The organism is Streptomyces sp. NBC_01439 (genome assembly GCF_036227605.1).
In the GTDB taxonomy this organism is placed as follows: domain Bacteria; phylum Actinomycetota; class Actinomycetes; order Streptomycetales; family Streptomycetaceae; genus Streptomyces.
In genome coordinates this window covers 7,359,924-7,384,257 of record NZ_CP109487.1, presented here as the reverse complement: position 1 = coordinate 7,384,257, position 24,334 = coordinate 7,359,924, and the positions used below count along the sequence as shown (strand labels likewise).

Below are 24,334 nucleotides of genomic sequence, written 5' to 3'. Positions count from 1 at the left end.
GAGGAAGCCCCAAAACCGCCTATCCGACCGAGCTGTAGGCCACTACACCCCGAAGCAACGCGTCGACGGCCTTGCGGGCATTTCGCGCCACCGTGCTCCCGCTGTCACCGGAGGCCGCCGGAGCCGCCGCCGCGACCTGCCCGAGCACGTCGATGACCTGCTTGCACCAACGCACGAAGTCACCGGCCGGCATCTCCGCCTCGCGCAGTACCTCGTCCAGGCTCTTGTCGGAGGCCCACTGGTACGCCGCCCAAGCGAAGCCGAGGTCGGGCTCGCGCTGACCCACGCCCTCCGCCTGGTTGATGCGGTGCTCCTCCTCCAGCGCGTCGAGGCGGCCCCAGATCCGGACCATCTCGCCGAGCGCCTCCTTCGCCGCGCCGCCGGGCACCTTCGGGGCGACCGCGTCGTCGGACTGCCGCGCCTCGAAGACCAATGCCGAAACGCAGGCGGCCAGTTCGGCCGGGCTCAGTCCCTCCCACACCCTGGCACGCAGGCATTCGGAGGCCAGCAGGTCCAGCTCCCCGTACAGCCGGGCGAGCCGCTTGCCGTGCACGGTGACCTCGTCCTCGCGCAGGTAGTCCAGCTCGGTCAGCAGCGCGTGGATCCGGTCGAAGGTGCGGGCGATGGTGTTCGTCCGGCCCTCGATCCGCCGCTCCAGCTGCTGGGTGTCCCGCTTGAGCCGGTGGTAGCGCTCCGCCCAGCGCGCGTGGTCCTCGCGCTCGTCGCACCCGTGGCACGGGTGCGCCCGCAGCTCGGACCGCAGCCGGGCGATCTCACGGTCGTCGGCGGCCGCGGCCCGGCCGCGGGAGCGCCGCTCCGGCGTGATGTGCCCGGCCTTGGAACGCAGCTGGGACGCCAGGTCCCGACGGGACTGCGGCGAGCGCGCGTTGAAGGTCTTGGGGATCCGCATCCGGTCCAACGCCTCGACCGGGACCGGGAAGTCGATCGCGGCGAGCCGCTTGACCTGCCGCTCGGCGGTCAGCACCAGCGGACGCGGGCCCTCCGCGTACTCGTAGCCGCGGCTGCCGTGGACCCGCCCGGCCGGCACGCCCGGGTCCAGGACCAGCGCGAGCCCGGCGAACTTGCCCGTCGGCACGTGGATGATGTCGCCCGGCTTGAGCTTCTCCAGCGAACTGGCCGCCTGCACCCGGCGCTGCGCCGCGCCCTGCTTGGCCAGGTCCGTCTCGCGGTCCTTGAGGTCTCGGCGCAGCTGCGCGTACTCCTCGAAGTTCCCCAAGTGGCAGGTCATGCCCTCCTGGTAACCCTCCAGGCCCTCCTCGTTGCGCTGGACCTGCCGGGAGATCCCGACGACCGAGCGGTCGGCCTGGAACTGCGCGAAGGAGGTCTCCAGGAGCTCGCGCGAGCGGTGCCGCCCGAACTGGCTGACCAGGTTCACGGCCATGTTGTAGGACGGCTTGAAGCTGGAACGCAGCGGATACGTACGGGTACCCGCGAGCCCGGCGAGCCCCGCCGGGTCCATGCCGCGCTGCCAGAGCACCACCGCGTGGCCCTCGACGTCGATGCCGCGCCGCCCGGCCCGGCCGGTCAGCTGGGTGTACTCGCCGGGGGTGATGTCGGCGTGCTGCTCGCCGTTCCACTTGACCAGCTTCTCCAGGATCACCGTGCGCGCGGGCATGTTGATGCCGAGCGCCAGGGTCTCCGTGGCGAAGACGGCCTTCACCAGGCCGCGTACGAAGAGCTCCTCCACGACCTCCTTGAAGGTGGGCAGCATGCCCGCGTGATGCGCGGCGATGCCCCGCTCCAGCCCTTCGAGCCACTCGTAGTACCCCAGGACGTGCAGGTCCTCGGTGGGGATGGAGGCGGTCCGCGCCTCGACGAGCTCGCGGACCTTGAGCCGCGCGGCCTCGTCGTTGAGCCGCAGCCCCGCGTACAGGCACTGCTGGACGGCGGCCTCGCAGCCGGCCCGGCTGAAGATGAAGTTGATGGCGGGCAGCAGCCCGTCGTTGTCGAGGCGGGCGATGACCTCGGGGCGGGACGGGGTCCAGATCCGGCCGCGGGAACGTCGTTCGCGCTCGCGGTCGGCCTCGCGGACCATCTTGCCGCGCCGCCGGTCCTTCGGACTGTAGGTGCGGCTGTTCTCCTCGCGCGCCATGCGCAGCAGGTCGGGATTGACCTCGCGGCGCGCGGAGCCGCGGCCGCCGTGGTCGGACTCCTCCTCGAAGAGGTCGTAGATCCGGCGGCCGGCCATGACGTGCTGCCACAGCGGTACGGGCCGCTCCTCGGAGACGATCACCTCGGTGTCCCCGCGGACGGTGTCCAGCCAGTCGCCGAACTCCTCGGCGTTGGACACGGTGGCCGACAGGGAGACCAGGGTCACCGACTCGGGGAGGTGGATGATCACTTCCTCCCAGACGGCCCCGCGGAACCGGTCGGAGAGGTAGTGGACCTCGTCCATCACGACGTAGCCGAGGCCGAGCAGCGACTGGGAGCCCGCGTACAGCATGTTGCGGAGCACCTCGGTGGTCATCACGACCACCGGCGCCTCGGAGTTGACGCTGTTGTCGCCCGTCAGCAGGCCCACCTTGTCGGCGCCGTAGCGCTTGACGAGGTCGGCGTACTTCTGGTTCGACAGCGCCTTGATCGGCGTCGTGTAGAAGCACTTGCGTCCCTGCTGGAGGGCCAGGTGCACGGCGAACTCGCCGACGATGGTCTTTCCCGAGCCGGTCGGGGCGGCGACGAGGACGCCTTTGCCGGCCTCCAGTGCCTTGCAGGCCTCCACCTGATACGGGTCCAGGTCGAAGTCGTACATCTCGCGGAAGGGGGCCAGGGCAGAGGCCTCTTCGGCGGCGCGGATCCGGGCAGCGGCGTACCGCTCGGCGGGTGAGAGTTCTTCGGTCATCTTGTTGTCGAGCCTACCCGCCACCTCTGACAACAGTCGCGATCATTTAAGTGAGCAGCCGGACGGCCCGGGGTACGCATTCGGCGGTCACCGGCAGCGCCCCCAGCGGCTCGCCATCCGCGTAGGCGCCGAGGCCCGCCGCCTCCAGGCTGATCTTCCTGGCCCGGTGGACGGTCACCTTCGGATGGTCGAGGTGGCGGCCCTTGTAGACCTGCGGGAACACCTTGAGCAGGGTGGCCCGGCTGCAGTCGCCGACCACCGTGACGTCGAAGAGTCCGTCGTCGGGGACCGCGTCCGCGCAGATGCGCATGCCCCCGCCGTAGGAGGATCCGTTGCCGACGGCCACCAGCGTGGCCTCGGTCTCGATCACCGGCCCGTCGTCCAGGGTGATCCGGTACGGGAACGGCCGGAAGGCGGCCAGCTCCGCGATCATCGCCAGGTCGTACTTGAACCGCCCGACCGGCAGCCGCATCCGGTTGCCCCGGTCGTTGACCCGCGAGTCGAAACCGGAGCACAGCACGGTCCCGAACCACTTCTCGTAGTCGACGCCGCCCACCCGGCCCAGGTCGATCTCCCTGATCCGGCTCTCCTTGACGGCTTCGGCGGCCATCCGCCCGGCCCGCGCCGGCTCCCGTACGGGCAGCCCCATCGCGCGCGCGAAGTCGTTCCCGGTGCCCACCGCGACCACCCCGAGCGGCACCGGCGTCCCCGCCAGGGCCTGGAGCGCGAGGGAGACCATCCCGTCGCCGCCCACCGCGATCACCGCACCGGTGCCCTCACGGACGGCGGCCGTCAGCCGGGCCAGCGCGTCCGGCGCGTCGGTGCCCACGACGGTCCGTACGGAGAAACCTGCCTCCCGGACGGCCGAAGCGGCCGGCTGCGCGGCGTGCGCGCCCCGGCCGCGTCCGGCTGTGGGATTGACGAAGAGGGTGACTTCGTGGCTCATCCACGGGAATGTACCGGAGCCCGTTCCCGGGCCCCGGTCGCCCCCGGGTACGCCTCCCGGCGGTGGCCGGGGCGTGCCCGTCAGGTGGCGTCGTCGTACCCGTTGATCCGCTGGCGTCCGCCGTCGGCCTGTTCGGGCAGTGCCGCGGGGGCCGGGAGGGACTCCAGCTCACCGATCGGCGCCGGGGTGAGGTCCAGCTGGGAGGCCTCGTCGTCGCTCAGATCCGCGTCGGGGTCGTTGCGCCTGCGCCTGCGGTCGTTGAGGAGGCAGATGCCGAGGGCGGCGAAGTAGAGGGCGATGATGGGCACGGCCAGCGCGAGCATCGTCGGCGGGTCACCGGTGGGCGTCGCGAAGGCGGCGAAGATCGTGATGCCGAGGACCATGCCCCGCCACCAGCTCGCCAGCCGCTTGCCGGTGAGCACACCGGTGAAGTTCAGCAGGATCAGCAGCAGTGGCAGCTCGAAGGCCAGGCCGAACACGATCACCATGCGGGTGACCAGGTCGAGGTAGTCGTCGACCGGCAGCAGGTTGCGCGCGTGGTCGGGGGTGAACTCGAGCATGATCGTCGCGGTCTGCGGGAGGATCTTGTACGCGATCACCGCGCCGGTCAGGAAGAGGGGCGCGCCGACCGCGACGAAGCTCCGCGCGTACTTCTTCTCGTGGCTGTGCAGTCCGGGCGCGGCGAACGCCCACAGCTGGTAGAGCCAGACCGGGGCGGACAGCACCACACCGGCCATCAGCGCGACCTTCAGGGCGATCGAGAACGCCGAGATCAGGCCGTTCACGGTCATGTCGGCGCAGGGGCGGCCGTTGCGCTGGGTCACCACACCGTCCGTGCAGCCGACGGAGTCCAACATCGGCTTCAACAGGAAGTTGATGATCTCCCGGTAGAAGAACGCGGCGATGATCGTGATCACCACGATCGCCAGGACCGACTTCAGCAGGCGGTTACGAAGCTCACGCAGGTGCTCGACGAGAGGCATGCGCCCTTCGGCGTCCTTGGCCTGCCGTTCCTTCTTCTCCTGCTTGCGGGCAGAGTTGAGCAACCCACGTCCCTTGTCTCGTTGCAGATGACTGGCGTGTACGGCGGGTGTCAGCCCTGGGCGGTGCGGTTCGGCTCGCTCACCGGACGCGAGCTGCTGACGTCACCCGGAGCGGCCTGGATGGTACGCGGGGCGACGGGCTGCTGCGCGGACTGGTCCGCGGGCGCGGCGGCGGCGACGTCGTCACCCTCGCCGTCCTTCTTCATGGCCTTGGCCTCGCTCTTGAGGATGCGGGCCGACTTGCCGAGGGAGCGGGCCATGTCAGGGAGCTTCTTGGCGCCGAACAGCAGGATGATCAGTCCGACGATGACAAGGATTTCCCAACCCCTGAAGTTGCCCATTAGGTATCTTCCTTCTTCTCCGAGGTTCACAGCACGCCGGACGGGGCGCCTAGGACTTGCTCTACCGAGGATCGTAACCCCCGGGGGTTAACGCCCGGCAATCCCCCGGGGTCCCCCCGCTTGCACCTGGGCAGGTTGAACATGCCCCGGTCACACGCGTTCGCCCCGGGTCAGGGACGTGCTCCGTGCCCCGCCCGGGCCAGATCGACGGCCGCCCGCTCGAGATCCGCCGAAGCGTCGGTGACCCGGCGGCTGGCCTGCGCCACCTGGGAAGCCAGCCTGCGCACCTCCACGTACACCCGCACCGCGAGCACGGCGAGCACGGCCACCCCGAGGAAGCCCAGGACAATTGCGAACATCGGCCACATCATGGGCCGAGCCTAGGCCACCCGCCGGGTCAGATGCTGCGCAGGGTGCTCACGCCACCACCGGTGAGCAGTTCCACGATCCGCTCGCCGGCCGGTTTGCGTACGGCGGCACCGCATTCGGGGCAGGTGAAGGAGTAGAAGGTGGTCCGCCTGCTCCCGCCGATGGCCAGCCGCAGGGCGCCCGCGTCCAGCTCGAAGCGGGCCCGGCAGTCGGGACAGGAGGCCTTGAAGGCGACGGGCCCGGACGTTGGCGACATCGACCGCGTCCCCCTCAGACCTGTTCCCCGTAACCCGCCAGCGCCTCCCGGGCGGCGTTGCGCGCGCTGTCCGCCAGCTCGGCCGGAGCGACGATCCGGCCCTCACGACCCAGCCGCAGCGCGAGGCGGCGCAACGAGGCCGGATCCGGGCTGCGCAGGGTGATCCGCAGACCGCCCCCGGCCAGCTCCTCCGCACTGTCGTGCGGGTAGTACTCGGCGACCCAGCGCCCTCCCGGCCCCACCTCGACCACGACCTCCGGGTCCTCGGCCGCCGGCTGGACCAAGCCCTCGGACAGGTCCCGCGGCTCGATGGCGGGCGGCTCGGCCCGCTCGTCCAGCAGCCGGATCTCCGCGACCCGGTCGAGGCGGAAGGTGCGCCGGGCCTCCGAGAGGTGGCACCAGCCCTCCATGTACGTGTGGCCCACCGCGAAGAGCCGGATCGGGTCGACCGTGCGCTCGGTGAGCTCGTCCCGCGCGGGCGAGTAGTAGCGCAGCCACAGCCGCCGGCGCTCCGCGATGGCCCGGTCGACGTCCGCGAAGACCCCGCCCTCGGACTCGAAGGTCACCGACAGCCGGGAGCTGGCCCCGGCCACCTCGCCCGCGGCCGCCTCCAGCTTGGCCGTGGCCCGCAGCAGGGCGTTCCGGTCGCTCTCGCGCAGCCCGGGCAGGGTGGCCACCGCGCGCGCGGCCACCAGCAGCGCGGTCGCCTCGTCGGCGGCCAGCCGCAGCGGCTCGGCGGTGGACTCCCCCGAGGCGTCGGGATTGCGCCACCAGATGCGCTCCCCGTCGGTGTCGATGTCGAGCAGGTCCCCGCCCCGGAAGCTCGTCCCGCACATGGGCAGCACGTCGAGGTCCGAGATCAGCTCGTCCTCCGTGATCCCGAAGGCGCGCGCGACGTCCGCGACGTGCGCACCGGGGCGCTCGCGCAGGTACGTCACCAGGGACAGCATCCGGCGGGTCTGGTCGATGGCGTTGGCAGCCATGCTGGTACGTCTCCCCCTCAGGGCACGTCGTGGATGTCGCTCTTGTCGAACGGTGCGGCCGCGGATCGGCCGCCGGGCCCGCGGGCCCCGGGATCGGCCCCGATCAGGCCCCGGCCACGGCCCGCAGCCGGTCCACCACGTCCGCCCGCAGGTCGGCCGGACCGACCACGACGACGTCGGGCCCGAACTCCACCAGCCAGGCGTCCAACCCGTGCCCGTACGGGATCTCCAACTCGTCCCAGCCGTCCCCGCCCTCGCGCACCGCGGTGGCCTTGGCCCGCAGCGGGTAACCCGCCCCGGCCCGCAGCCGGATCAGCGCGCTGCGGTCCGCGCTCTCCCCGGCCCAGCTCGCCACGGTCTCCCGCACGGTCACCACGTCCGGCACCTCGGCGGTGTACTTCGCGGCCCGGGAGCGGACCTTGCCGGTGATCCGGGAGAGCCGGAACACCCGCTCCGCCCCGCGGTCCCGGTCGTACCCGGCCAGGTACCAGTGGCCGCGCCAGCACTCCAGCGCCCAGGGCTCCACCTGCCGGGCCTCGGGCCGGGCGGCGGTGGACTTGCGGTAGTCGAAGACCACCGGCCGGCGGTCCCGGCAGGCCAGCATCAGCGGCTCGAAGGCCGCCTCGTGGACCGGGATGCGCGGCTCGATCGCGCTGTGCTGTCCCTCGTACGGGTCCTCCACCTCGGGCATCCCGCCCGCGCGCAGCTTCTGCAGGGCCCCGCTGGCGGCCCCCGCCAACCGCGCCTGCTGCCAGACCTTGGCCGCCAGCCCCAGGGCCGCGGCCTCCTCGGCGTCCAGCGAGACGGGAGGCAACCGGTTGCTGTCCCGGCGGGCCAGGTAACCGGTCTCGCCGTCCAGGTTCTCCACCGTCTCGATGACGAGGCCGAGTTCACGCAGGTCGTCCTTGTCCCGCTCGAACATGCGGTTGAAGGACTCGTCGTTGCCGGCCTCCATGTAGGCCTCGATGGAACCGCGCAACTCCCGCTTGCTGAGCGGCCGGCGGGTCCCCAGCAGACACAGCGCCAGATTCATCAGCCGCTCGGCCTTGGCAATCGCCATCGACGCCCTTCCGCCCTTCTCCGCCTACACGTCCGTCGGACCGTCACCGGGCCACGACCGGTTGCGGAAGGACCCATTGACCGATGACCGTACCGCCCCGGCGCGCCCGGGCAAAAAAGCGAGGGGCCCCCGCCGGACGGCGGGGGCCCCTGCACCGATCGCGGATGAGCGGATCAGCCGACCTTGACCAGGTCGCAGACGAAGATCAGCGTCTCGCCCGGGGCGATCGCACCGCCCGCGCCACGGTCGCCGTAGGCGAGGTGCGCCGGAATCGTCAGCTTGCGACGACCGCCGACCTTCATGCCCTGGACGCCCTGGTCCCAGCCGGAGATGACCTGACCGATGCCGAGCTGGAACTGCAGCGCGGAACCGCGGTTCCAGGAGGCGTCGAACTCCTCGCCGGTGGAGAAGGCCACGCCCACGTAGTGGACGGCGACCCGGTCGCCCTTCTTGGCCTCGGCGCCGTCGCCCAGCCAGATGTCCTCGATCACGAGGTCCTTGGGGGCCTCGCCCTCGGGGAAGTCGATCTCGGGCTTCTGGAGGTCACTCACGGAACTTCTCCTCATACGTACGAAACGGTCAACCGGAACAGTCTTACATCACCGCGAGGATGTCGAGGCTGAAGACCAGCGTCGAATTCGCCGGGATGGTGCCCTGCTCCTTGTCCCCGAACCCCTGGTCCGGCGGGATGACCAGCAGGATGCGGCTGCCGACCTTCTTGCCGACGATGCCGTCCTTCAGACCCTTGACCGAAAGCTCACCCAGCGGCCAGGTGATCGCCTGATCGCTGGTGTAGGTGCTCTCGAAGGACTTGTCGTCCTTCCATGTCTTGCCGTTGAACTTGACCACGACGCTGTCGGTGTCCTTCACGACCGCGCCGTCACCCTCCAGGACGTAGTCCGAGACCAGCTTGGTGGGCTCCGCGGTGTCCTTCGGGACGGTCACGGAGACTTCCTTGCCGTCCGCGTTCGTGCCGACCTTGGGCAGGTCCTTGTTGTCCTGGGCGACTTCCTTGCCCGTGGCCGAGGCCGGAACGGTCGTGCCCTTGACGATGTCCACGACGAAGACCAGCGTGGCGTTCGGCTTGATCTTCGGGGGCGAACCCTGGGCCCCGTAACCGAGCTCCGGCGGGATCACCAGCTCGACGCGGCTGCCGACCTTCTGGCCCTCCAGGCCCTGGTCCCAGCCCTTGATGACCGCACCCGCACCGATGGTCACATCGAAGGGCGCGGGCCGCCCGAAGCTCTTGTCGAACGACTCCTTGCCGTCCCACACCTGGCCGAGGTAGTGGACCTGCGCGATGTCGTTCTTCTTGAGCGCCGGTCCGGCGCCCTCGCTGATCGTCACCACCTTGAGCTCCTTGGGCGGCGCACCCTTGCCCTGCGACAGGGTGGGCGTCTCCCCGAAGGCGGCACCCTTGGTGATCGCGGGAGCCCCGTTCTTCATCTGGGCGGAGTCAGAGCCGCCGTCGTCGCCACACGCTGCGGTCGTCAGCAGCAGCAGGGGTACGACAAGCAGGCCGGCAAGTCGGCGCACGTGTTCCTCAGATCTCAGACGGCAAAGCGGTCGCTCGCCACTCTAAGCCGTGCACAGGGCCCCGTACGAGAGACGTACGGGGCCCCGGCGAGGAGTGCGATGTCACACTGCGGTCACTCTGCGGGTCCTACGTGCCCGCTCACATGCCCGCGATCAGCTTCTCCACCCGGTCGTCCACCGACCGGAACGGGTCCTTGCACAGCACCGTCCGCTGCGCCTGGTCATTGAGCTTCAGGTGCACCCAGTCCACCGTGAAGTCCCGCCGCTGCTCCTGCGCCCGCCGGATGAAGTCCCCGCGCAGCCGCGCCCGCGTCGTCTGCGGGGGCACCGACTTGCCCTCGAAGATCTTCAGGTCATTGCAGATCCGCGCCGCCTGCCCCTTGCGCTCCAGCAGGTAGTACAGCCCGCGCCGACGGTGGATGTCGTGGTACGCGAGGTCTATCTGAGCCACCCGCGGATTCGACATGGTCATGTTGTGCTTCGCCCGGTACCGCTCGATCAGCTGGTACTTCATGACCCAGTCGATCTCGGTCCCGATCCGGTCCAGGTCCTCGGCGTCGATCGCGTCGAGCGTGCGGCCCCACAGCTCCAGCACCTGGTCCACCACACCGGTACGGATCCCCCGGCGCTCGGCGAAGTCCACCGCCTTGTCGTAGTACTCCCGCTGGATCTCCAGCGCCGAAGCCTCCCGGCCGCTCGCCAGGCGCACCTTGCGCTGACCCGTGATGTCGTGGCTGACCTCACGGATCGCCCGGATCGGGTTCTCCAGGGTCAGGTCCCGCATCACCGTGCCCGCCTCGATCATGCGCAGCACCAGATCGGTGGCCCCGACCTTGAGCAGCATGGTCGTCTCGGACATGTTCGAGTCACCCACGATCACGTGCAGCCTGCGGTAGCGCTCGGCATCCGCGTGCGGCTCGTCCCGGGTGTTGATGATCGGCCGCGAGCGCGTCGTGGCCGAGCTGACGCCCTCCCAGATGTGCTCGGCCCGCTGACTCACGCAGTACACCGCACCCCGCGGCGTCTGCAGCACCTTGCCCGCGCCACAGATCAACTGGCGCGTGACGAGGAACGGAATGAGAATGTCCGCCAAGCGGGAGAATTCCCCGTGCCGGGCCACCAGGTAGTTCTCGTGGCAGCCGTACGAGTTGCCCGCCGAGTCGGTGTTGTTCTTGAAGAGATAGACGTCGCCCGCGATTCCCTCCTCGTGCAGGCGTCGTTCGGCGTCGACGAGCAGACCTTCGAGAATGCGCTCGCCTGCTTTGTCGTGCGTGACCAACTCGGTCACGTTGTCGCATTCGGGAGTTGCATATTCCGGATGCGAACCCACGTCGAGGTAGAGGCGGGCGCCGTTCCGCAGGAAGACATTGCTGCTGCGGCCCCATGACACAACACGGCGGAAGAGGTAGCGCGCCACTTCGTCAGGAGACAGTCGGCGCTGTCCCCTGAACGTGCACGTGACGCCGTACTCGTTCTCCAGCCCGAAAATGCGGCGGTCCATGACTGAACATTACGCCTTCTGCCCTCTTCTGAAACCGGGTTCGGGAGCGCCATTTCGATCAGCTCCCACCAGCGGGCCGATCGACACCCCCATCACGGCCCGATCGGCCCATCCGCCGCACCCACCGATCAGGACGCCGACCCCACCTCCGACGGCACGTCAGGAGCCACCTCCGACACACCGTCGGACGAGCGCGCCACCGCGCGACTGCGCCCACCAGTTGCCATCACCCGCTGAGTGACCATCAGAACCAGCAGCGCCAAACCACCCGCCACGCTCGCCACACCGAAGCCCGCCGCAGTACCCCCCAGCTCCACCGCCGGCCCCGCCGCCGCCGTACCGATCGCCGCACCCACCCCGAAGAACGTCACCAGCCACGAGAACGCCTCCGTCACCGTGCCCACCGGAGCATGCCGGTCCACCACGATGAACGCACACGCCAGCGCAGGCGCCAGGAACACGCCCGCCAGCGCCGACAGCCCCGTCATCGCCACCGCACCCGGAACCAGCATCAGCGGCAGGTAGCAGACCGCCAGCAGCGCCACCAGCAGCCGCAACCGGCGCTCGGGCGCACCGACCCACTGCCGCGCACCGTAGAACACCCCACCGATCAACGCACCCAGCCCCAGCGCCGCCATCAACCAGCCGTACACCACCTGACCGCCGTGCTCATCCGCGTACGCCACACCCGCCACCGTGATCGAACCCAGCGCCATGCCCACGAAGAAGAACGCACCCAGCAGCGCCAACAGCCCCCGCGAACGCAGCGCCCCCAACCAGTGCGCCTCCCGCGGCGCCGAACGCCACTTCCGCGACGGCTCGCTCACCACCACCGACAGCGCACCCAGCACACCGATCGCGTTCAGCGCCAACAGCGCCCCGGCCGGCGACCACATCGCCACGAACAGCGTCACCAGCAACGGACCGACGGTGAACATGACCTCCTGGGCCACCGCGTCCATCGCGTACGCCGCGTGCACCTTCTCCTCACGACCGCCCAGCACCCCCGGCCACAACGCCCGCAGCCCGCCCTCCAGCGGCGGCGTGAACAACCCCGCGACCACCACCGCGGCGTACGCGGCCACCGCGGACCCCGTACCCGCGAGCGCCAGCCACACCATGCCCAGCGCGGAAACCAGAGCCGCCGGCAACTGCACCCGGGGCTGCCCGAACAGGTCGACGGCCCGCCCCAGCAGCGGCTGACCCACCGCGTTCGCCAACCCGTACGCGGCGGCCAGTGCCCCCGCCAGGCTGTAGCTGCCGCCCTCGGCGCGCGTGAACAGCACGATCGCGATCGGCCCGGTGGCATTGGGCAGCCGGCCCACGAGCGTGCCCACCAGCAGCCTCGCGGCGTGCCGGGTCCTCAGCAGCTCCGCGTATCCCGCGGCCATCTCCGCCCCACCTTCTGCCCGGATCCAACCGGGAACCATCCAAGTAATACGTATAACGTGACGCCTCATACGTACCATGGCCGCAGTCCGCCGGTCCACCCCACGGACCCCACCACACCCCCGACCTCGCACTTCAGGAGCACCCTGTGACGAGACCCACCAGCCGCGACGTGGCCACCGCCGCCGGGGTCTCCCAGGCCACCGTCTCCCTCGTCCTCGGCGACAAATGGCCCGGCCGCGTCTCCGAACGCACCGCCACCCACGTCCGAGAAACCGCCACCCGCCTCGGCTACCGCCCCAACCTCGCCGCCCGCAACCTCCGCCTCGGCACCACCCGCACCGCCCTCCTCGTCGTCCCCGCCCTCACCAACGAATTCTTCGCCCGCGTCTACACCGGAGCCGCCCGCGTCGCTGCCGCACACGGCTTCGGCGTCGTCCTCTACCCCTCCCCCGACGGCACCGGCCCCGCCCGCGACCCCTTCGCCTCCGCCCGCGCCGCCCTCGACGGAGTCATCGCCTCCTCCATGGCCGCCCACACCCTCGACGCCATCGGCGGCAACACCCTGCCCCTCGTCATGCTCGACAGCGACCCCACCGCCGACACCGCCGCCGCCCACGTCAACCTCGCCATGGCCGACGGCATGCGCCAGGTCACCGAACACCTCCTCGCCCTCGGCCACCGCCGCTTCCTCCACCTCGCCTCCGCCGTCGACTCCTGGACCTTCCACACCCGCGCCGAAGCCCTCACCGCCATCCTCGGCCCCGAAACCGAGCTGCGCACCGTACGGGCCCCCCTCACCGTCGACGCCGCCCGTACGGCCATGGAGACCGCCCTGGCCACCCCCCAGGACCGCCCCACCGCCATCATCTGCGACGACGACATCCTCGCCGCCGGCGCCTGCAAGGCCGCCCGCCGCCTCGGCCTGCGCATCCCCGAAGACCTCTCCGTCACCGGCTTCGACGACCTCGCCCTCGCCACCGCCGTCGAACCCGAACTCACCACCGTCCACCTCCCCGCCGAACGCGTCGGCGAACAAGGCATGACCGCCCTCCTCGCCGTCCTCGAAGGCACCCCCTGGACCGCCCCCGACATCCCCGTCCGACTCGCCGTCCGCGACTCCACGGGCCCCGCCCCGACCCCGTAACCGACCGGACACGACTCCGGACACGACGAAGCCCCGGCCCGCCGAGAACGGCGAACCGGGGCCCCGCACACACTGCCTCTACGCGGCTACTCGGCGTCGTCCTCCGGCGCCTCGTCGTTCGACACGGCATCCGCCTGCACCGCCGCCGTCACGTCCGCCTCCAGCAGGCGCGACAGCTGCCGACCCCGGATCCGCTTGAACTTGCGCTGCTGCGCACGCGTACGGTCCAGCACCGCGACCTCCAGCCGCTCCGCCGGAATCGCCTTGTCAGCACCGTTCGCCTGACTGGACAGCGCCTGCACCGCCAGCTTCAACGCCTCGGACAGGGTCATCCCGTCCCGGTGCCGCTGATCCAGGAAGGTACTGATCTGCTCGGCATTGCCACCGACCGCGACCGAACCGTGCTCGTCCACGATCGACCCGTCGTGCGGCAGCCGGTAGATCTGGTCACCCGCGGCGGTCGCACCGACCTCCGCGACCACCAGCTCCACCTCGTACGGCTTCTCACCGGCCGAGGAGAAGATGGTGCCGAGCGTCTGCGCGTAGACGTTCGCCAACCCACGGGCCGTCACGTCGTCACGGTCATAGGTGTACCCGCGCAGATCCGCGTACCGCACACCACCGATCCGCAGGTTCTCGTACTCGTTGTACTTGCCGGCGGCCGCGAAGCCGATCCGGTCGTAGATCTCGCTGAACTTGTGCAGCGCACGGGACGGGTTCTCGCCGACGAACACGATGCCGTCGGCGTACTGCAGCACGACCAGGCTGCGACCGCGGGCGATGCCCTTGCGGGCGTATTCCGCCCGGTCGGCCATGGCCTGCTGGGGTGACACATAGAACGGAGTCGACACCGGCTGTCCGTCCCTTTCTTCTGGGCTCCTACGGGGCGACGGATGGTCAGAGCAGGGCGGCGCGCGGGCCGTCGGGCTGCTCCAGCCGACGGTTGGTGACCGTACGGGCGAGCTCCTGCGACTCGTCGTCGGTCAGCCTGCGGAACCCCTCGTCCGTGATCACGGTGACGATCGGGTAGATGTGGCGGTACAGGTCCGGCCCACCGGTCGCCGAGTCGTCGTCGGCGGCATCGTAGAGCGCCTGGACGACCAGGGTGGTGGCCTGCTCCTCCGTCAGATCGGGGCGGTAGAGCTTCTTCATGGAGCCCCGGGCGAAGATCGAACCGGAACCGGTGGCGGCGTAACCGTGCTCCTCGGAGCGGCCGCCGGTCACGTCGTAGGAGAAGATCCGACCCTTCTCCTTGGCCTCGTCGTACCCCGCGAACAGCGGCACGACGGCCAGGCCCTGCATGGCCATCCCCAGATTGCTCCGGATCATGGTGGAGAGCCGGTTGGCCTTGCCCTCCAGGGAGAGGGTCGTCCCCTCCACCTTCTCGAAGTGCTCCAGCTCCAGCTGGAACAGCTTGACCATCTCCACGGCCAGGCCGGCCGTACCGGCGATGCCGACGGCGGAGTACTCGTCGGCGGGGAACACCTTCTCGATGTCCCGCTGCGCGATCATGTTCCCCATGGTCGCCCGCCGGTCACCGGCGAGGACCACCCCGCCGGGGAAGGTGGCGGCAACGATGGTCGTCCCGTGCGGCGCCTCGACGACACCCTCCGGCAGCTTGCGGTTGCCGGGCAGCATCTCGGGCGAGTGCGCGCCCAGGAAGTCCATGAAGGACGACGACCCCGGCGTCAGGAAGGCTGCCGGTAGACGCCCTGTGCCACGATTGTTGGCTTCCACGCGTGTCCCTCCAAGTATGAGACGACCCGACGGGCTGCGTCGGGGTCGTCACCCAACTTGCCGATGGCCGTGTTGCAGTTGAAGCAAAGTACGCCTCGGACCCTACCCGTCTTGTGGCAGTGATCCACATGTACCGCAGGGCGCTTCAGACAGATACAGCAGAGCCCGCCTTGGGCGGCGATCATTTCGTCCCGATCGGCCTCGGTCATGCCGTAGGAACGCTTGAGGTGCCCTGCCCGACTTTCGACCGCTCGACACGCCTTGCAACGCGTCGATAACCCATCCGAAGCCGTCTTGTTCCGGTCCCATTCCGAGTGGGGCTTGACCTCCCCGCACCGGCGGCAGTATTTGTGCCCCGCAGGGGCTTCGACTCGGGGACGCACGTTCTTCCCCTTGGCTATCTGACGCTGTTGGTGGTACTCGGCTGCGCACGGCCTGCAATAGCACTGCAGGCCGTCACGCATGGCCCGGTTCGAAGCGAAAGCATCGAACGGCTTGACTACGCCACACCGCCCACACTTCTTACCTGCCTCCGACACTCACCCTCCCCTGCGAGTGTCACCTTCGATTCGAAGGTGAAATCACTCGCCACCCTTCTGAACGAAGGAGCGCACGAAGTCCTCCGCGTTCTCCTCGAGCACATCATCGATTTCGTCAAGTACGGAGTCGACGTCGTCGGAGAGCTTCTCCTGGCGCTCCTTGAGGTCGGTCGATTCTTCGACCGCGGCCTCCTCGACCTCCTCGGTCGAGCGCGTCGCCTTCTGCTGTCCGCCGCCGGTGTCCTTGGTCGCCATGTCTACCTCACCCCGCTCGGTTCGCACGCTCATGTCGAGAGACCCCGGGATTCGGGATCTCTCAAGATCAGACCCTACGTCGGACCCTATAGGGAGGGTCTGACATTCGTCCCCGCACTTGTTCAAAAGCTCGCAGTACAACGTCCGGTTCTCTTCATGATTCCCAGACCGGAGGCCTTTCAGGCCCCCCATGCACCGCTCACTGCCCCGAAAGCACCCGCACCAGGTCCTCCGCCGTGCGGCAGCGGTCCAGGAGCTCCTTGACGTGGTTGCGGGTCCCCCGCAGGGGTTCCAGCGTCGGGACCCGCTGGAGCGAGTCCCGGCCGGGGAGGTCGAAGATCACCGAGTCCCAGGACGCCGCGGCCACGTCGTCCGCGTACTGCTCCAGGCAGCGGCCGCGGAAGTAGGCCCGGGTGTCCTCCGGGGGCTTGCTCTGAGCCCGCTCCACCGCCGGCTCTTCCACCAGGCGCTTCATCTTGCCGCGGGCCACCAGGCGGTTGTACAGACCCTTCTCGGGCCGTACGTCCGAGTACTGGAGGTCCACCAGGTGCAGCCGCGCCGCGTCCCAGTCCAGCCCGTCCCGGCGCCGGTAGCCCTCGAGGATCTCCCGCTTGGCGATCCAGTCCAGCTCCCCCGACAGGCTCATCGGGTCGCTCTCCAGCCGGCCCAGCACGTCCTCCCAGCGGCCCAGCACATCCTTGGTCTGCTCGTCCGCGTCCGACCCGAAACGTTCGTCCACGTACTTCCGCGCCAGCTCGAAGTACTCCATCTGGAGTTGCACCGCGGTCAGTGTCCGGCCGCTGCGCAGCGTGATCAGGTGCTGGAGGTCGGGGTCGTGGGAGACCTGGTGCAGGGTGCGTACGGGCTGGTCGACGGCCAGGTCGACGTTGATGAACCCGTCCTCGATCATGGACAGGACAAGTGCGGTCGTGCCGAGTTTGAGGTAGGTGGAGATCTCGGAGAGGTTGGCGTCTCCGATGATCACGTGGAGTCGGCGGTACTTCTCGGCGTCCGAGTGGGGTTCGTCGCGGGTGTTGATGATGGGGCGCTTGAGGGTGGTCTCCAGGCCGACCTCGACCTCGAAGTAGTCGGCGCGCTGGCTGATCTGGAAGCCGTGGTCGCGGCCGTCCTGGCCGATGCCCACGCGTCCCGCGCCGGTCACGACCTGTCGCGAGACGAAGAAGGGGGTCAGGTGGCGCACGATCTCCGAGAAGGGGGTTTCCCGCTTCATCAGGTAGTTCTCGTGCGTGCCGTAGGAGGCGCCCTTGTTGTCGGTGTTGTTCTTGTAGAGGTGGATCGGTTGGGCGCCGGGGAGCTGGGCGGCGCGGACGGCCGCTTCGGCCATGATCCGTTCGCCGGCCTTGTCCCAGAGGACGGCGTCGAGCGGGTTGGTGATCTCGGGCGAGCTGTATTCGGGGTGCGCGTGGTCGACGTAGAGCCGTGCGCCGTTCGTGAGGATGACGTTGGCGAGGCCGATGTCCTCGTCGGTCAGCTGGCTGTTGTCGGCGGCCTCGCGGGCGAGGTCGAAGCCGCGGGCGTCCCGCAGCGGATTCTCCTCCTCGAAGTCCCAGCGGGCGCGTCGCGCCCGGTGCATCGCCGCCGCGTAGGCGTTGACGATCTGGGACGAGGTGAGCATGGCATTGGCGTTCGGGTGCCCCGGGACGGAGATCCCGTACTCCGTCTCGATCCCCATTACTCGCCGTACGGTCATGCGGCCCTCCTTGCCCGGCGGCGCTCCCCTTTCGGGAGCGGCGCTCAAGTACCGCTGGTGCTCCGGTGCGTGTGCCTGTGCGGTGCCCGTCCCCGCACTGCGCGGCCGGCGGTACGGAAGAGCCTAGAACCACTGCGCGCTCGTGGGGAGATCATTTCCGTCATTGGATCGGCCTCGTCACCGGCTGAAAAGAGGCCGGTAATGGGGTGGGGTAAAGCAGTCGGCTGCGGATGCCCGGGGTGGGCATCCGCAGCCGCCCCGCTTTGTCAGAGGTACTGACCGGTGTTTGCCACCGTGTCGATGGAGCGTCCGGTGTCCGCGCCTTGCTTTCCGGTGACGAGGGTGCGGATGAATACGATCCGTTCGCCCTTCTTTCCGGAGATGCGGGCCCAGTCGTCCGGGTTGGTGGTGTTGGGCAGGTCCTCGTTCTCCTTGAACTCGTCCACGCAGGCTTGGAGCAGGTGGGAGACCCGCAGGCCCTTCTGGTTGTGTTCGAGGAAGGCCTTGATCGCCATCTTCTTGGCCCGGTCGACGATGTTCTGGATCATCGCGCCGGAGTTGAAGTCCTTGAAGTAGAGGACTTCCTTGTCGCCGTTGGCGTACGTGACCTCGAGGAAGCGGTTCTCCTCGGTTTCGGCGTACATCTGCTCGACGACGGTCTGGATCATGCTGTGGACGGTGCCGGCCGAGGAGCCCTGGTGTTCGGACAGGTCGTCCGTGTGCAGGGGCAGCGAGGCCTTGAGGTACTTGGCGAAGATGTCCTTCGCGGCCTCGGCGTCCGGGCGCTCGATCTTGATCTTCACGTCGAGGCGGCCGGGGCGCAGGATGGCCGGGTCGATCATGTCTTCGCGGTTGGAGGCGCCGATGACGATGACGTTCTCCAGGCCTTCCACGCCGTCGATCTCGGCGAGCAGCTGGGGGACGATGGTGTTCTCCACGTCCGAGCTGACTCCGGATCCGCGGGTGCGGAAGAGGGATTCCATCTCGTCGAAGAAGACGATGACGGGGGTGCCCTCGCTGGCCTTCTCACGTGCACGTTGGAAGACGAGGCGGATGTGGCGCTCGGTCTCGCCGACGTACTTGTTGAGGAGTTCGGGGCCCTTGATGTTCAGGAAGTAGGACTTCCCGGCGGGCTGGCCGGTCACCTCGGCGACCTTCTTGGCAAGGGAGTTGGCGACGGCCTTGGCGATGAGCGTCTTGCCGCAGCCGGGCGGGCCGTAGAGCAGGATGCCCTTCGGGGGCCGCAGTTCGTGTTCCTTGAAGAGGTCGGGGTAGAGGTAGGGGAGCTCGACGGCGTCGCGGATCAGCTCGATCTGGTCGCCCAGGCCGCCGATCTTGTCGTAGTCGATGTCCGGGACCTCTTCGAGGACGAGTTCTTCGACCTCGCTCTTGGGGACGACCTCGTAGACGTAGCCGGAGCGGGGTTCGAGCAGGAGGGCGTCGCCGGGGCGGATGGTGATGTCCAGGAGCGGCTCGGCGAGCCTCACCACCCTTTCCTCGTCGGTGTGCCCGACGACCAGGGCGCGCTCGCCGTCCTCGAGGATCTCCTTGAGGGTGACGATGTCCCCGGCCCGCTCGAATTCCATGGCCTCGACCACGTTGAGGGCCTCGTTGAGCATGACCTCTTGGCCGCGCCGGAGGTCTTCCGGGTCGACGCTGGGGCTGACGTTCACGCGGAGCTTTCGGCCTCCGGTGAAGATGTCGACGGTGCCGTCCTCGTTGGCTTGCAGGAAGACACCGAAACCGGCCGGCGGCTGTGCGAGCCGGTCGACTTCTTCCTTGAGGGCCACGATCTGGTCTCGGGCCTCACGGAGGGTATTCGCGAGTCGTTCGTTTTGTGCGGATACGCCGGCCAGGTTTGTCTGGAGCTCGACGATCCGCTCTTCGAGAATCCTCGTGTGTCGCGGAGAGTCGGCGAGCTTTCGTCGCAGGACGGCGATTTCCTGCTCGAGATAGGCAACCTGGCCGGCGGGGTCTTCGGACCCTCGCGCGGGCCGGATGCCGCGGTTGATGTCGTCGTCGTGGGCTGCCACGGTCCTCACCTCCTCCAAGGGGAGCTGGACGCTTCCTGACCCTACCTGGGCTGGTGGTGATTGAAACCCCTAGATCACAAAGACGGTAGAGGTGTGTCCGATCTTCACCCTTGCGTACTCCCTCACGCCAAGGAAATACCCACCCATCAAACTCGGGAAGCAGCCGGTTGTAAGGTCGAACTGTTCAACACCCGTCAGGGCTCGCGCGACTTGCTGCGGGTCGTGATCGGGATGGATCACTCAGCGCAGGGAACGGCAGGAGATATGACCGTGCAGCAGGAGGCTCCGACGGGCGGCGGCGGCGAGGCCGGCGAGCCGCTCGAGGTCTGGATCGATCAGGACCTGTGCACCGGGGACGGCATCTGCGTGCAGTACGCGCCTGAGGTGTTCGAGCTGGACATCGATGGTCTGGCGTACGTGAAGAGCCCGGAGGACGAGCTGCTGCAGGATGTGGGGGCGACCACTCCGGTTCCGCTGGTGCTGCTCCAGGACGTGGTCGATTCGGCGAAGGAATGTCCGGGGGACTGCATTCACGTAAGGCGCGTTTCGGACAGGGTGGAAGTCTTCGGCCCCGACGCGGAGTGACGCTTCAAACACTCCTGGCGGCCGAGTCCGTCAGCTCCTGGCGGAATTTTCCGTCGCTCCAGCGCCACTTGGCGAGCTGTTTCGTGTCGGGGCTGTAGCGGGGTACGTCGGGTGAGGAGTAGCCGACGAGGGTTGCCGTGACGAGTCCGTCGCGCACGGTGAGCTCGGTGGCGGTCTGTCGTTTCGCGGTGTCGAGCAGGGTGGCGACGACGCGGGGGCGGGTGCCTTGGGCCGGGTCCTGGGTGAGTACGTAGATCGCGTGGGGCGGGGTGCCGGAGCCGGCTTCGCAGCGGACGGCGGCCACGGTTTCGGGGCGGCGGTCGCCGTCGAGGTCGCCCTGGGCGCTGGTGGTGACGGTCTGCGGGGCGCCCTTGCAGTCGAGGGGGTAGGTGACGCCTGCCGGGTCGGGTGCGGTGGCCCGGGGGTCTTGTGCGGGCGGTTCTGCGTCGGTGGCGGTGGTGTGGGTGGCCGGGGTGCCGGTGGCGGGCTGTACGAGTCCTGCGGCGGCTATGACGGCTGCCATGGCGGTGGCCGTGGCGAGCCAGTGGACGGGCCTGGTGCGGCTGTGCTCCGGGGTGTGCGGGAGCGGGGCCGTCTCGGCGTGGCTGTGCGTCACGCGGGGTGTCTCCTGTGCGAAGGGTGACGGGGAGCCAGCATCGTGCCACACCTCACAGGGTGGTGGAACGGCTGGGTCCGGGGCTGGTGCACGGGACAACGAAAAGGCGCTGTGGTGCAGTTCCCGGGTGGGTCGGGGGAACTGTGCCACAGCGCCTTCGTGTTGGGTCTGCGTCGGGTCTGCGGGGCCGTTATGCGGAGCGGTCGCTGCCGGGGCCGTCGTAGTCCTCGCCGTAGGCGCCCTTGGCGGGGCGGCGGCGGCGCATGGGGGGCTCGACGCCGTCCGCGAGGCGGCGGGCGGTGACGAGGAAGCCGGTGTGGCCGATCATCCGGTGGTCGGGGCGGACGGCGAGGCCTTCCACGTGCCAGTTGCGGATCATCGATTCCCAGGGCTGCGGCTCGGCGAAGCAGCCGATCTCGCGGATGGACTCGACGGTCTTGGACAGCTGGGTGGTGGTGGCCACGTAGCAGCAGAGGATGCCGCCGGGGACCAGGGCCTTGGAGACCGCTTCCAGGCATTCCCACGGGGCGAGCATGTCGAGGATGACGCGGTCGACGTCGGTGTCGGACAGGTTGTCCTGGAGGTCGCCGACGGTCAGCTGCCATGCGGGGTGGGGGCCGCCGAAGTAGCGTTCGACGTTGGCGGTGGCGATCTCGGCGAAGTCCGCGCGGCGCTCGTAGCTGTGGAGCATGCCCTGGTCGCCGATGGCGCGCAGCAGGAAGCTGCTCAGGGAGCCGGAGCCCACTCCCGCTTCCACGACGCGTGCGCCGGGGAAGATGTCGGCGAAGGCCAGGATCTGGCCCGCGTCCTTGGGGTAGACCACGGCGGCGCCGCGGGGCATGGACAGGACGTAGTCGGGGAGCAGGGGGCGCAGCGCGAGGTATGCGACGTTGCCCGTGGTGCGGACAACGCTGCCTTCGGGAGCACCGATCAGCTCGTCGTGCGGGAAGGAACCCTTGTGGGTGTGGAAATTCTTCCCGGCTTCGAGCGTGAACGTGTAGTGGCGGCCCTTGGGGTCGGTGAGCTGTACCTGGTCCCCGACCTTGAAGGGCCCGCGTCGGCGGGCGGCACCGGTCGGTTCGGACATGTGACCAGTGTATTGGCTTCAGGACTGGGGCCGTGCCATGGCCTTCACGAAGGCCTTTTCGACGTCGAGGGTGGACAGGACGCCGTAGATGGTGCCGCCGGCTTCGAGGACGAGGTATTCGGTGGCGGGGGTGGCGCGGAGGTGGTCGAGGAGTTCTTCGCCGGTGAGGTCCGCTGAAACCTTCATGCCGTCGGTGAGGTCTTGGGCGAGGGTGCTGACGGCGACCCAGGGGCGGCGGTGTTCGGGGACGGAGGCGATGGCGGTTTCGCGGACGATGGCGGTGGGGTCGCCCTGTCCGTCGACGACGACGAGGGCGCGGGCGCCGGCTTCGTTGGCGCGGCGGAGGGCTTCGCTGAGGGGGGTGGTGTTCTCGACGGGGATGGCGCGGCGGGTGAGGGTGCGAGCGCGGAGTTCGGGGAGGTGTTCGCGCAGGCGGGCCATGCGCAGGCTGTTGCCGGCGCCGGTCCAGATGATGCCGGCGAGGATGGCGGCGAGGAGGGCGTCCATGACGGTGTTCATGCCGCCGATTTCCTCGGTGCGGTTGCCGAGGGTTCCGGTGTGGGTGAGGAGGGGGAGGCCGATGAGGACGGCGAGGGCGAGGCCGCGGCCGACCCAGGCGGCGGCGACGGTGCCGGCCATGGGTTTGCCGGTGATGCCCCAGATGACGGCGCGGAGCATGCGGCCGCCGTCGAGGGGGAGGCCGGGGAGCAGGTTGAAGGCGGCGACCAGCAGGTTGGAGATCATCAGGCCGGCGAGGAGGACGCCGGGGACGGTGGCCGGGTCGACGGCTTTCATGCCGAGGTAGAAGGCCCCGGTGAGGAGGAGGGAGAGCAGGGGGCCGACGAAGGCGAGGACGAATTCGCGGCCGGGCGTCTCGGATTCCTTTTCGATCTCGGAGACTCCGCCGAAGAACTGGAGCTGGATGCGGCGCACGGGGAGTTTGAAGCGCAGGGCTGCGACGGTGTGTGCGAGTTCGTGGACGAGGACGGAGGCGTAGAAGGCGACGGCGAAGAAGAGGGAGACGAGGTAGCGGACGGGTCCGAGGTCGGGCAGGACGCGGTCGAGTTGGTCGCCGAAGACCCAGGTGATGAGGGCGGCGACGAGGAACCAGCTGGGCGAGACGTAGACGGGTACGCCGAAGGGGCGGCCCATGAGGAGTCCGCCGCCCGGTCCGGAGCGGCTCCCTGCGCGCTCGCCGGTTTCGTCGGTGTCTGCCACGGTTGTCCTTCGTTCGGTGCTGGTGTTCCCAGTGTGTTCTGTTCGGTGTTCTGTTCGCGTACGGGGTGGTGCGGTAGCGGTTTGTGATGGTCCGATCATGCAGTGCGAGGGGGGTCGTCGTCGATGGTATGCGCGTCCTGTCGGTGGTGGGTCGTAGGGTTTTGTGCATGACGACGAGCCCTGGTGCTGTGCCTGGCGCAGCCGATGCCGATGCGCGGGGCGCTGTGGCGCCTTCTTCGCTCTCCCCTTCGCGGGCGAGCGATTTCATGCAGTGCCCGTTGCTGTACCGGTTCCGGGTAATCGACAGGCTGCCGGAGAAGCCCAGTGCCGCTGCTACCCGCGGGACGCTGGTGCATGCGGTGTTGGAGCGGCTCTTTGATCATCCGGCGCAGGAGCGGACGGCGCCGCGGGCGAAGGCGTTGGTTCCGGGGCAGTGGGACCGGTTGTTGGAGTCGAAGCCGGAGCTGGCGGAGCTGTTTCCGGAGGGTGACGAGGGGGCGGGGCTGGCGCGGTGGCTGACGGAGGCCGAGGCGTTGGTCGAGCGGTGGTTCACGTTGGAGGACCCGACGCGGCTGGAGCCGGTGGAGCGGGAGTTCTTCGTGGAGGCGGAGCTGGATTCGGGGTTGCGGCTGCGCGGGATCATCGATCGGGTGGACGTGGCGCCGACGGGGGAGGTGCGGATCGTCGATTACAAGACGGGGAAGGCGCCGCGGCCGGAGTACGCGGAGGGTGCGCTGTTCCAGATGAAGTTCTACGCGCTGGTGGTGTGGCGGCTGAAGCGGGTGGTGCCGCGGCGGCTGCAGCTGGTGTATTTGGGCAGTGGGGACGTGCTGACGTACGACCCGGTGGTTGCGGATCTGGAGCGGGTGGAGCGGAAGCTGCTCGCGTTGTGGGAGGCGATCCGGGAGGCGACGGCGTCGGGTGAGTGGCGTCCGCGGCCGACGAAGCTGTGTGGCTGGTGTGATCATCAGGCGGTGTGTCCGGAGTTCGGTGGTACTCCCCCGCCCTATCCTCTGGCGATCTCCCCGGGTTTCGGCGCTCAGGTGCCCCCGGCGCGGTCGGGGGCGGAGCTCCCGGCGGAGTCCTGATCTTGGTGTCAGGGCAGAATGGACGGGCCCGCCG

Annotated in this window: 24 protein-coding genes; 3 read left to right on the top strand and 21 right to left on the bottom strand. The window is 69.2% G+C overall.

Going from position 1 to position 24,334, the window contains the following annotated elements; translation table 11 throughout:
- Positions 1-19: 19 nt before the first annotated feature.
- From OG207_RS33620 to OG207_RS33565, 12 genes are all read right to left on the bottom strand, one after another.
- Positions 20-2,860: a DEAD/DEAH box helicase gene (locus OG207_RS33620; RefSeq protein WP_329103802.1), complete on the bottom strand. Its 2,841-nt coding sequence runs from the start codon at positions 2,858-2,860 to the stop codon at positions 20-22.
- A gap of 46 nt (positions 2,861-2,906) precedes the next feature.
- Positions 2,907-3,806 carry a diacylglycerol kinase gene (locus OG207_RS33615; RefSeq protein ID WP_329103800.1) on the bottom strand — a complete coding sequence of 300 codons (900 nt, stop codon included), beginning with the start codon at positions 3,804-3,806 and terminating at the stop codon, positions 2,907-2,909.
- A gap of 80 nt (positions 3,807-3,886) precedes the next feature.
- Positions 3,887-4,852, bottom strand: coding sequence for a twin-arginine translocase subunit TatC (tatC, locus tag OG207_RS33610; protein WP_329103798.1), 966 nt, complete (start codon positions 4,850-4,852; stop codon positions 3,887-3,889).
- A 47-nt stretch (positions 4,853-4,899) separates the two neighbouring features.
- On the bottom strand, positions 4,900-5,190 hold the full coding sequence (tatA, locus tag OG207_RS33605) for a Sec-independent protein translocase subunit TatA (RefSeq protein WP_266598430.1): 291 nt from the start codon (positions 5,188-5,190) through the stop codon (positions 4,900-4,902).
- A gap of 170 nt (positions 5,191-5,360) precedes the next feature.
- Positions 5,361-5,561, bottom strand: a complete 201-nt coding sequence (locus OG207_RS33600) for a hypothetical protein (protein ID WP_329103796.1) — start codon at positions 5,559-5,561, stop codon at positions 5,361-5,363.
- Between the two features lie 26 nt (positions 5,562-5,587).
- Positions 5,588-5,815: a hypothetical protein gene (locus OG207_RS33595; RefSeq protein ID WP_030011077.1), complete on the bottom strand. Its 228-nt coding sequence runs from the start codon at positions 5,813-5,815 to the stop codon at positions 5,588-5,590.
- Positions 5,816-5,829: 14 nt separating this feature from the next.
- The gene (locus OG207_RS33590; protein ID WP_329103794.1) at positions 5,830-6,798 is read right to left on the bottom strand and encodes a helix-turn-helix transcriptional regulator; all 969 of its coding nucleotides are present in this window, start codon (positions 6,796-6,798) and stop codon (positions 5,830-5,832) included.
- A gap of 103 nt (positions 6,799-6,901) precedes the next feature.
- A complete protein-coding gene (locus tag OG207_RS33585) occupies positions 6,902-7,858 on the bottom strand; it encodes a helix-turn-helix transcriptional regulator (RefSeq protein ID WP_329103792.1) in 957 nt (318 codons plus the stop codon).
- Positions 7,859-8,031: 173 nt separating this feature from the next.
- A complete protein-coding gene (locus OG207_RS33580) occupies positions 8,032-8,424 on the bottom strand; it encodes an FKBP-type peptidyl-prolyl cis-trans isomerase (RefSeq protein ID WP_329103790.1) in 393 nt (130 codons plus the stop codon).
- Positions 8,425-8,452: 28 nt separating this feature from the next.
- A complete protein-coding gene (locus tag OG207_RS33575; protein WP_329103788.1) occupies positions 8,453-9,394 on the bottom strand; it encodes an FKBP-type peptidyl-prolyl cis-trans isomerase in 942 nt (313 codons plus the stop codon).
- Between the two features lie 139 nt (positions 9,395-9,533).
- Positions 9,534-10,895 (bottom strand): Pup--protein ligase, encoded by a 1,362-nt coding sequence (pafA, locus tag OG207_RS33570; RefSeq protein WP_030016332.1) that lies wholly within the window; start codon positions 10,893-10,895, stop codon positions 9,534-9,536.
- 128 nt (positions 10,896-11,023) lie between these two features.
- On the bottom strand, positions 11,024-12,286 hold the full coding sequence (locus tag OG207_RS33565) for an MFS transporter (protein ID WP_329103786.1): 1,263 nt from the start codon (positions 12,284-12,286) through the stop codon (positions 11,024-11,026).
- A 146-nt stretch (positions 12,287-12,432) separates the two neighbouring features.
- Between OG207_RS33565 and OG207_RS33560 the strand changes: the two genes are divergently transcribed.
- Entirely contained in the window at positions 12,433-13,431 is a 999-nt protein-coding gene (locus tag OG207_RS33560; protein WP_329103783.1) for a LacI family DNA-binding transcriptional regulator, read from the top strand.
- 86 nt (positions 13,432-13,517) lie between these two features.
- On the opposite strand, the gene prcA is transcribed toward OG207_RS33560, so the two are convergent.
- From prcA to arc, 6 genes are all read right to left on the bottom strand, one after another.
- A complete protein-coding gene (gene prcA, locus OG207_RS33555) occupies positions 13,518-14,282 on the bottom strand; it encodes a proteasome subunit alpha (RefSeq protein ID WP_329103781.1) in 765 nt (254 codons plus the stop codon).
- A gap of 46 nt (positions 14,283-14,328) precedes the next feature.
- Entirely contained in the window at positions 14,329-15,168 is an 840-nt protein-coding gene (gene prcB, locus OG207_RS33550) for a proteasome subunit beta (protein WP_329103779.1), read from the bottom strand.
- Positions 15,120-15,353, bottom strand: coding sequence for an endonuclease VII domain-containing protein (locus OG207_RS44135; RefSeq protein WP_399433914.1), 234 nt, complete (start codon positions 15,351-15,353; stop codon positions 15,120-15,122). The genes prcB and OG207_RS44135 overlap by 49 nt, the downstream gene beginning before the upstream one ends.
- A 396-nt stretch (positions 15,354-15,749) precedes the next feature.
- Positions 15,750-15,962, bottom strand: a complete 213-nt coding sequence (locus tag OG207_RS33540; RefSeq protein ID WP_030233608.1) for a ubiquitin-like protein Pup — start codon at positions 15,960-15,962, stop codon at positions 15,750-15,752.
- A gap of 199 nt (positions 15,963-16,161) precedes the next feature.
- Positions 16,162-17,673 (bottom strand): depupylase/deamidase Dop, encoded by a 1,512-nt coding sequence (gene dop, locus OG207_RS33535; RefSeq protein ID WP_329103776.1) that lies wholly within the window; start codon positions 17,671-17,673, stop codon positions 16,162-16,164.
- Between the two features lie 266 nt (positions 17,674-17,939).
- Positions 17,940-19,706: a proteasome ATPase gene (gene arc, locus OG207_RS33530; RefSeq protein ID WP_329103774.1), complete on the bottom strand. Its 1,767-nt coding sequence runs from the start codon at positions 19,704-19,706 to the stop codon at positions 17,940-17,942.
- Between the two features lie 264 nt (positions 19,707-19,970).
- Between arc and OG207_RS33525 the strand changes: the two genes are divergently transcribed.
- Positions 19,971-20,291 carry a ferredoxin gene (locus tag OG207_RS33525; RefSeq protein WP_329103773.1) on the top strand — a complete coding sequence of 107 codons (321 nt, stop codon included), beginning with the start codon at positions 19,971-19,973 and terminating at the stop codon, positions 20,289-20,291.
- A 4-nt stretch (positions 20,292-20,295) separates the two neighbouring features.
- On the opposite strand, the gene OG207_RS33520 is transcribed toward OG207_RS33525, so the two are convergent.
- The 3 genes from OG207_RS33520 to OG207_RS33510 all read right to left on the bottom strand — a co-directional run bounded on the left by OG207_RS33520 (position 20,296) and on the right by OG207_RS33510 (position 23,311).
- Complete coding sequence (locus OG207_RS33520; RefSeq protein WP_329103771.1) at positions 20,296-20,907, bottom strand: hypothetical protein; 612 nt, start codon at positions 20,905-20,907, stop codon at positions 20,296-20,298.
- A 190-nt stretch (positions 20,908-21,097) separates the two neighbouring features.
- A complete protein-coding gene (locus tag OG207_RS33515) occupies positions 21,098-21,994 on the bottom strand; it encodes a tRNA (adenine-N1)-methyltransferase (RefSeq protein WP_053632380.1) in 897 nt (298 codons plus the stop codon).
- 18 nt (positions 21,995-22,012) lie between these two features.
- Positions 22,013-23,311: a site-2 protease family protein gene (locus tag OG207_RS33510; RefSeq protein ID WP_329103768.1), complete on the bottom strand. Its 1,299-nt coding sequence runs from the start codon at positions 23,309-23,311 to the stop codon at positions 22,013-22,015.
- 68 nt (positions 23,312-23,379) lie between these two features.
- On the opposite strand from OG207_RS33510, the gene OG207_RS33505 reads away from it, so the two are divergent.
- A complete protein-coding gene (locus OG207_RS33505) occupies positions 23,380-24,300 on the top strand; it encodes a RecB family exonuclease (protein ID WP_329103765.1) in 921 nt (306 codons plus the stop codon).
- The last annotated feature ends 34 nt before the right edge of the window (positions 24,301-24,334 follow it).

Bases quoted from the DNA above. Each gene is read 5' to 3' on its own strand.
- pafA (WP_030016332.1), bottom strand. From the start codon at position 10,895: ATGGACCGCCGCATTTTCGGGCTGGAGAACGAGTACGGCGTCACGTGC.
- OG207_RS33580 (WP_329103790.1), bottom strand. From the start codon at position 8,424: ATGAGGAGAAGTTCCGTGAGTGACCTCCAGAAGCCCGAGATCGACTTC.
- OG207_RS33615 (WP_329103800.1), bottom strand. From the start codon at position 3,806: ATGAGCCACGAAGTCACCCTCTTCGTCAATCCCACAGCCGGACGCGGC.
- OG207_RS33515 (WP_053632380.1), bottom strand. From the start codon at position 21,994: ATGTCCGAACCGACCGGTGCCGCCCGCCGACGCGGGCCCTTCAAGGTC.
- OG207_RS33525 (WP_329103773.1), top strand. From the start codon at position 19,971: ATGACCGTGCAGCAGGAGGCTCCGACGGGCGGCGGCGGCGAGGCCGGC.
- OG207_RS33510 (WP_329103768.1), bottom strand. From the start codon at position 23,311: ATGATCGGACCATCACAAACCGCTACCGCACCACCCCGTACGCGAACA.
- OG207_RS33585 (WP_329103792.1), bottom strand. From the start codon at position 7,858: ATGGCGATTGCCAAGGCCGAGCGGCTGATGAATCTGGCGCTGTGTCTG.
- OG207_RS33540 (WP_030233608.1), bottom strand. From the start codon at position 15,962: ATGGCGACCAAGGACACCGGCGGCGGACAGCAGAAGGCGACGCGCTCG.
- OG207_RS33620 (WP_329103802.1), bottom strand. From the start codon at position 2,860: ATGACCGAAGAACTCTCACCCGCCGAGCGGTACGCCGCTGCCCGGATC.
- OG207_RS33590 (WP_329103794.1), bottom strand. From the start codon at position 6,798: ATGGCTGCCAACGCCATCGACCAGACCCGCCGGATGCTGTCCCTGGTG.
- OG207_RS33595 (WP_030011077.1), bottom strand. From the start codon at position 5,815: ATGTCGCCAACGTCCGGGCCCGTCGCCTTCAAGGCCTCCTGTCCCGAC.
- OG207_RS33565 (WP_329103786.1), bottom strand. From the start codon at position 12,286: ATGGCCGCGGGATACGCGGAGCTGCTGAGGACCCGGCACGCCGCGAGG.
- tatA (WP_266598430.1), bottom strand. From the start codon at position 5,190: ATGGGCAACTTCAGGGGTTGGGAAATCCTTGTCATCGTCGGACTGATC.
- dop (WP_329103776.1), bottom strand. From the start codon at position 17,673: ATGACCGTACGGCGAGTAATGGGGATCGAGACGGAGTACGGGATCTCC.
- OG207_RS33505 (WP_329103765.1), top strand. From the start codon at position 23,380: ATGACGACGAGCCCTGGTGCTGTGCCTGGCGCAGCCGATGCCGATGCG.
- OG207_RS44135 (WP_399433914.1), bottom strand. From the start codon at position 15,353: ATGATCGCCGCCCAAGGCGGGCTCTGCTGTATCTGTCTGAAGCGCCCT.
- OG207_RS33600 (WP_329103796.1), bottom strand. From the start codon at position 5,561: ATGATGTGGCCGATGTTCGCAATTGTCCTGGGCTTCCTCGGGGTGGCC.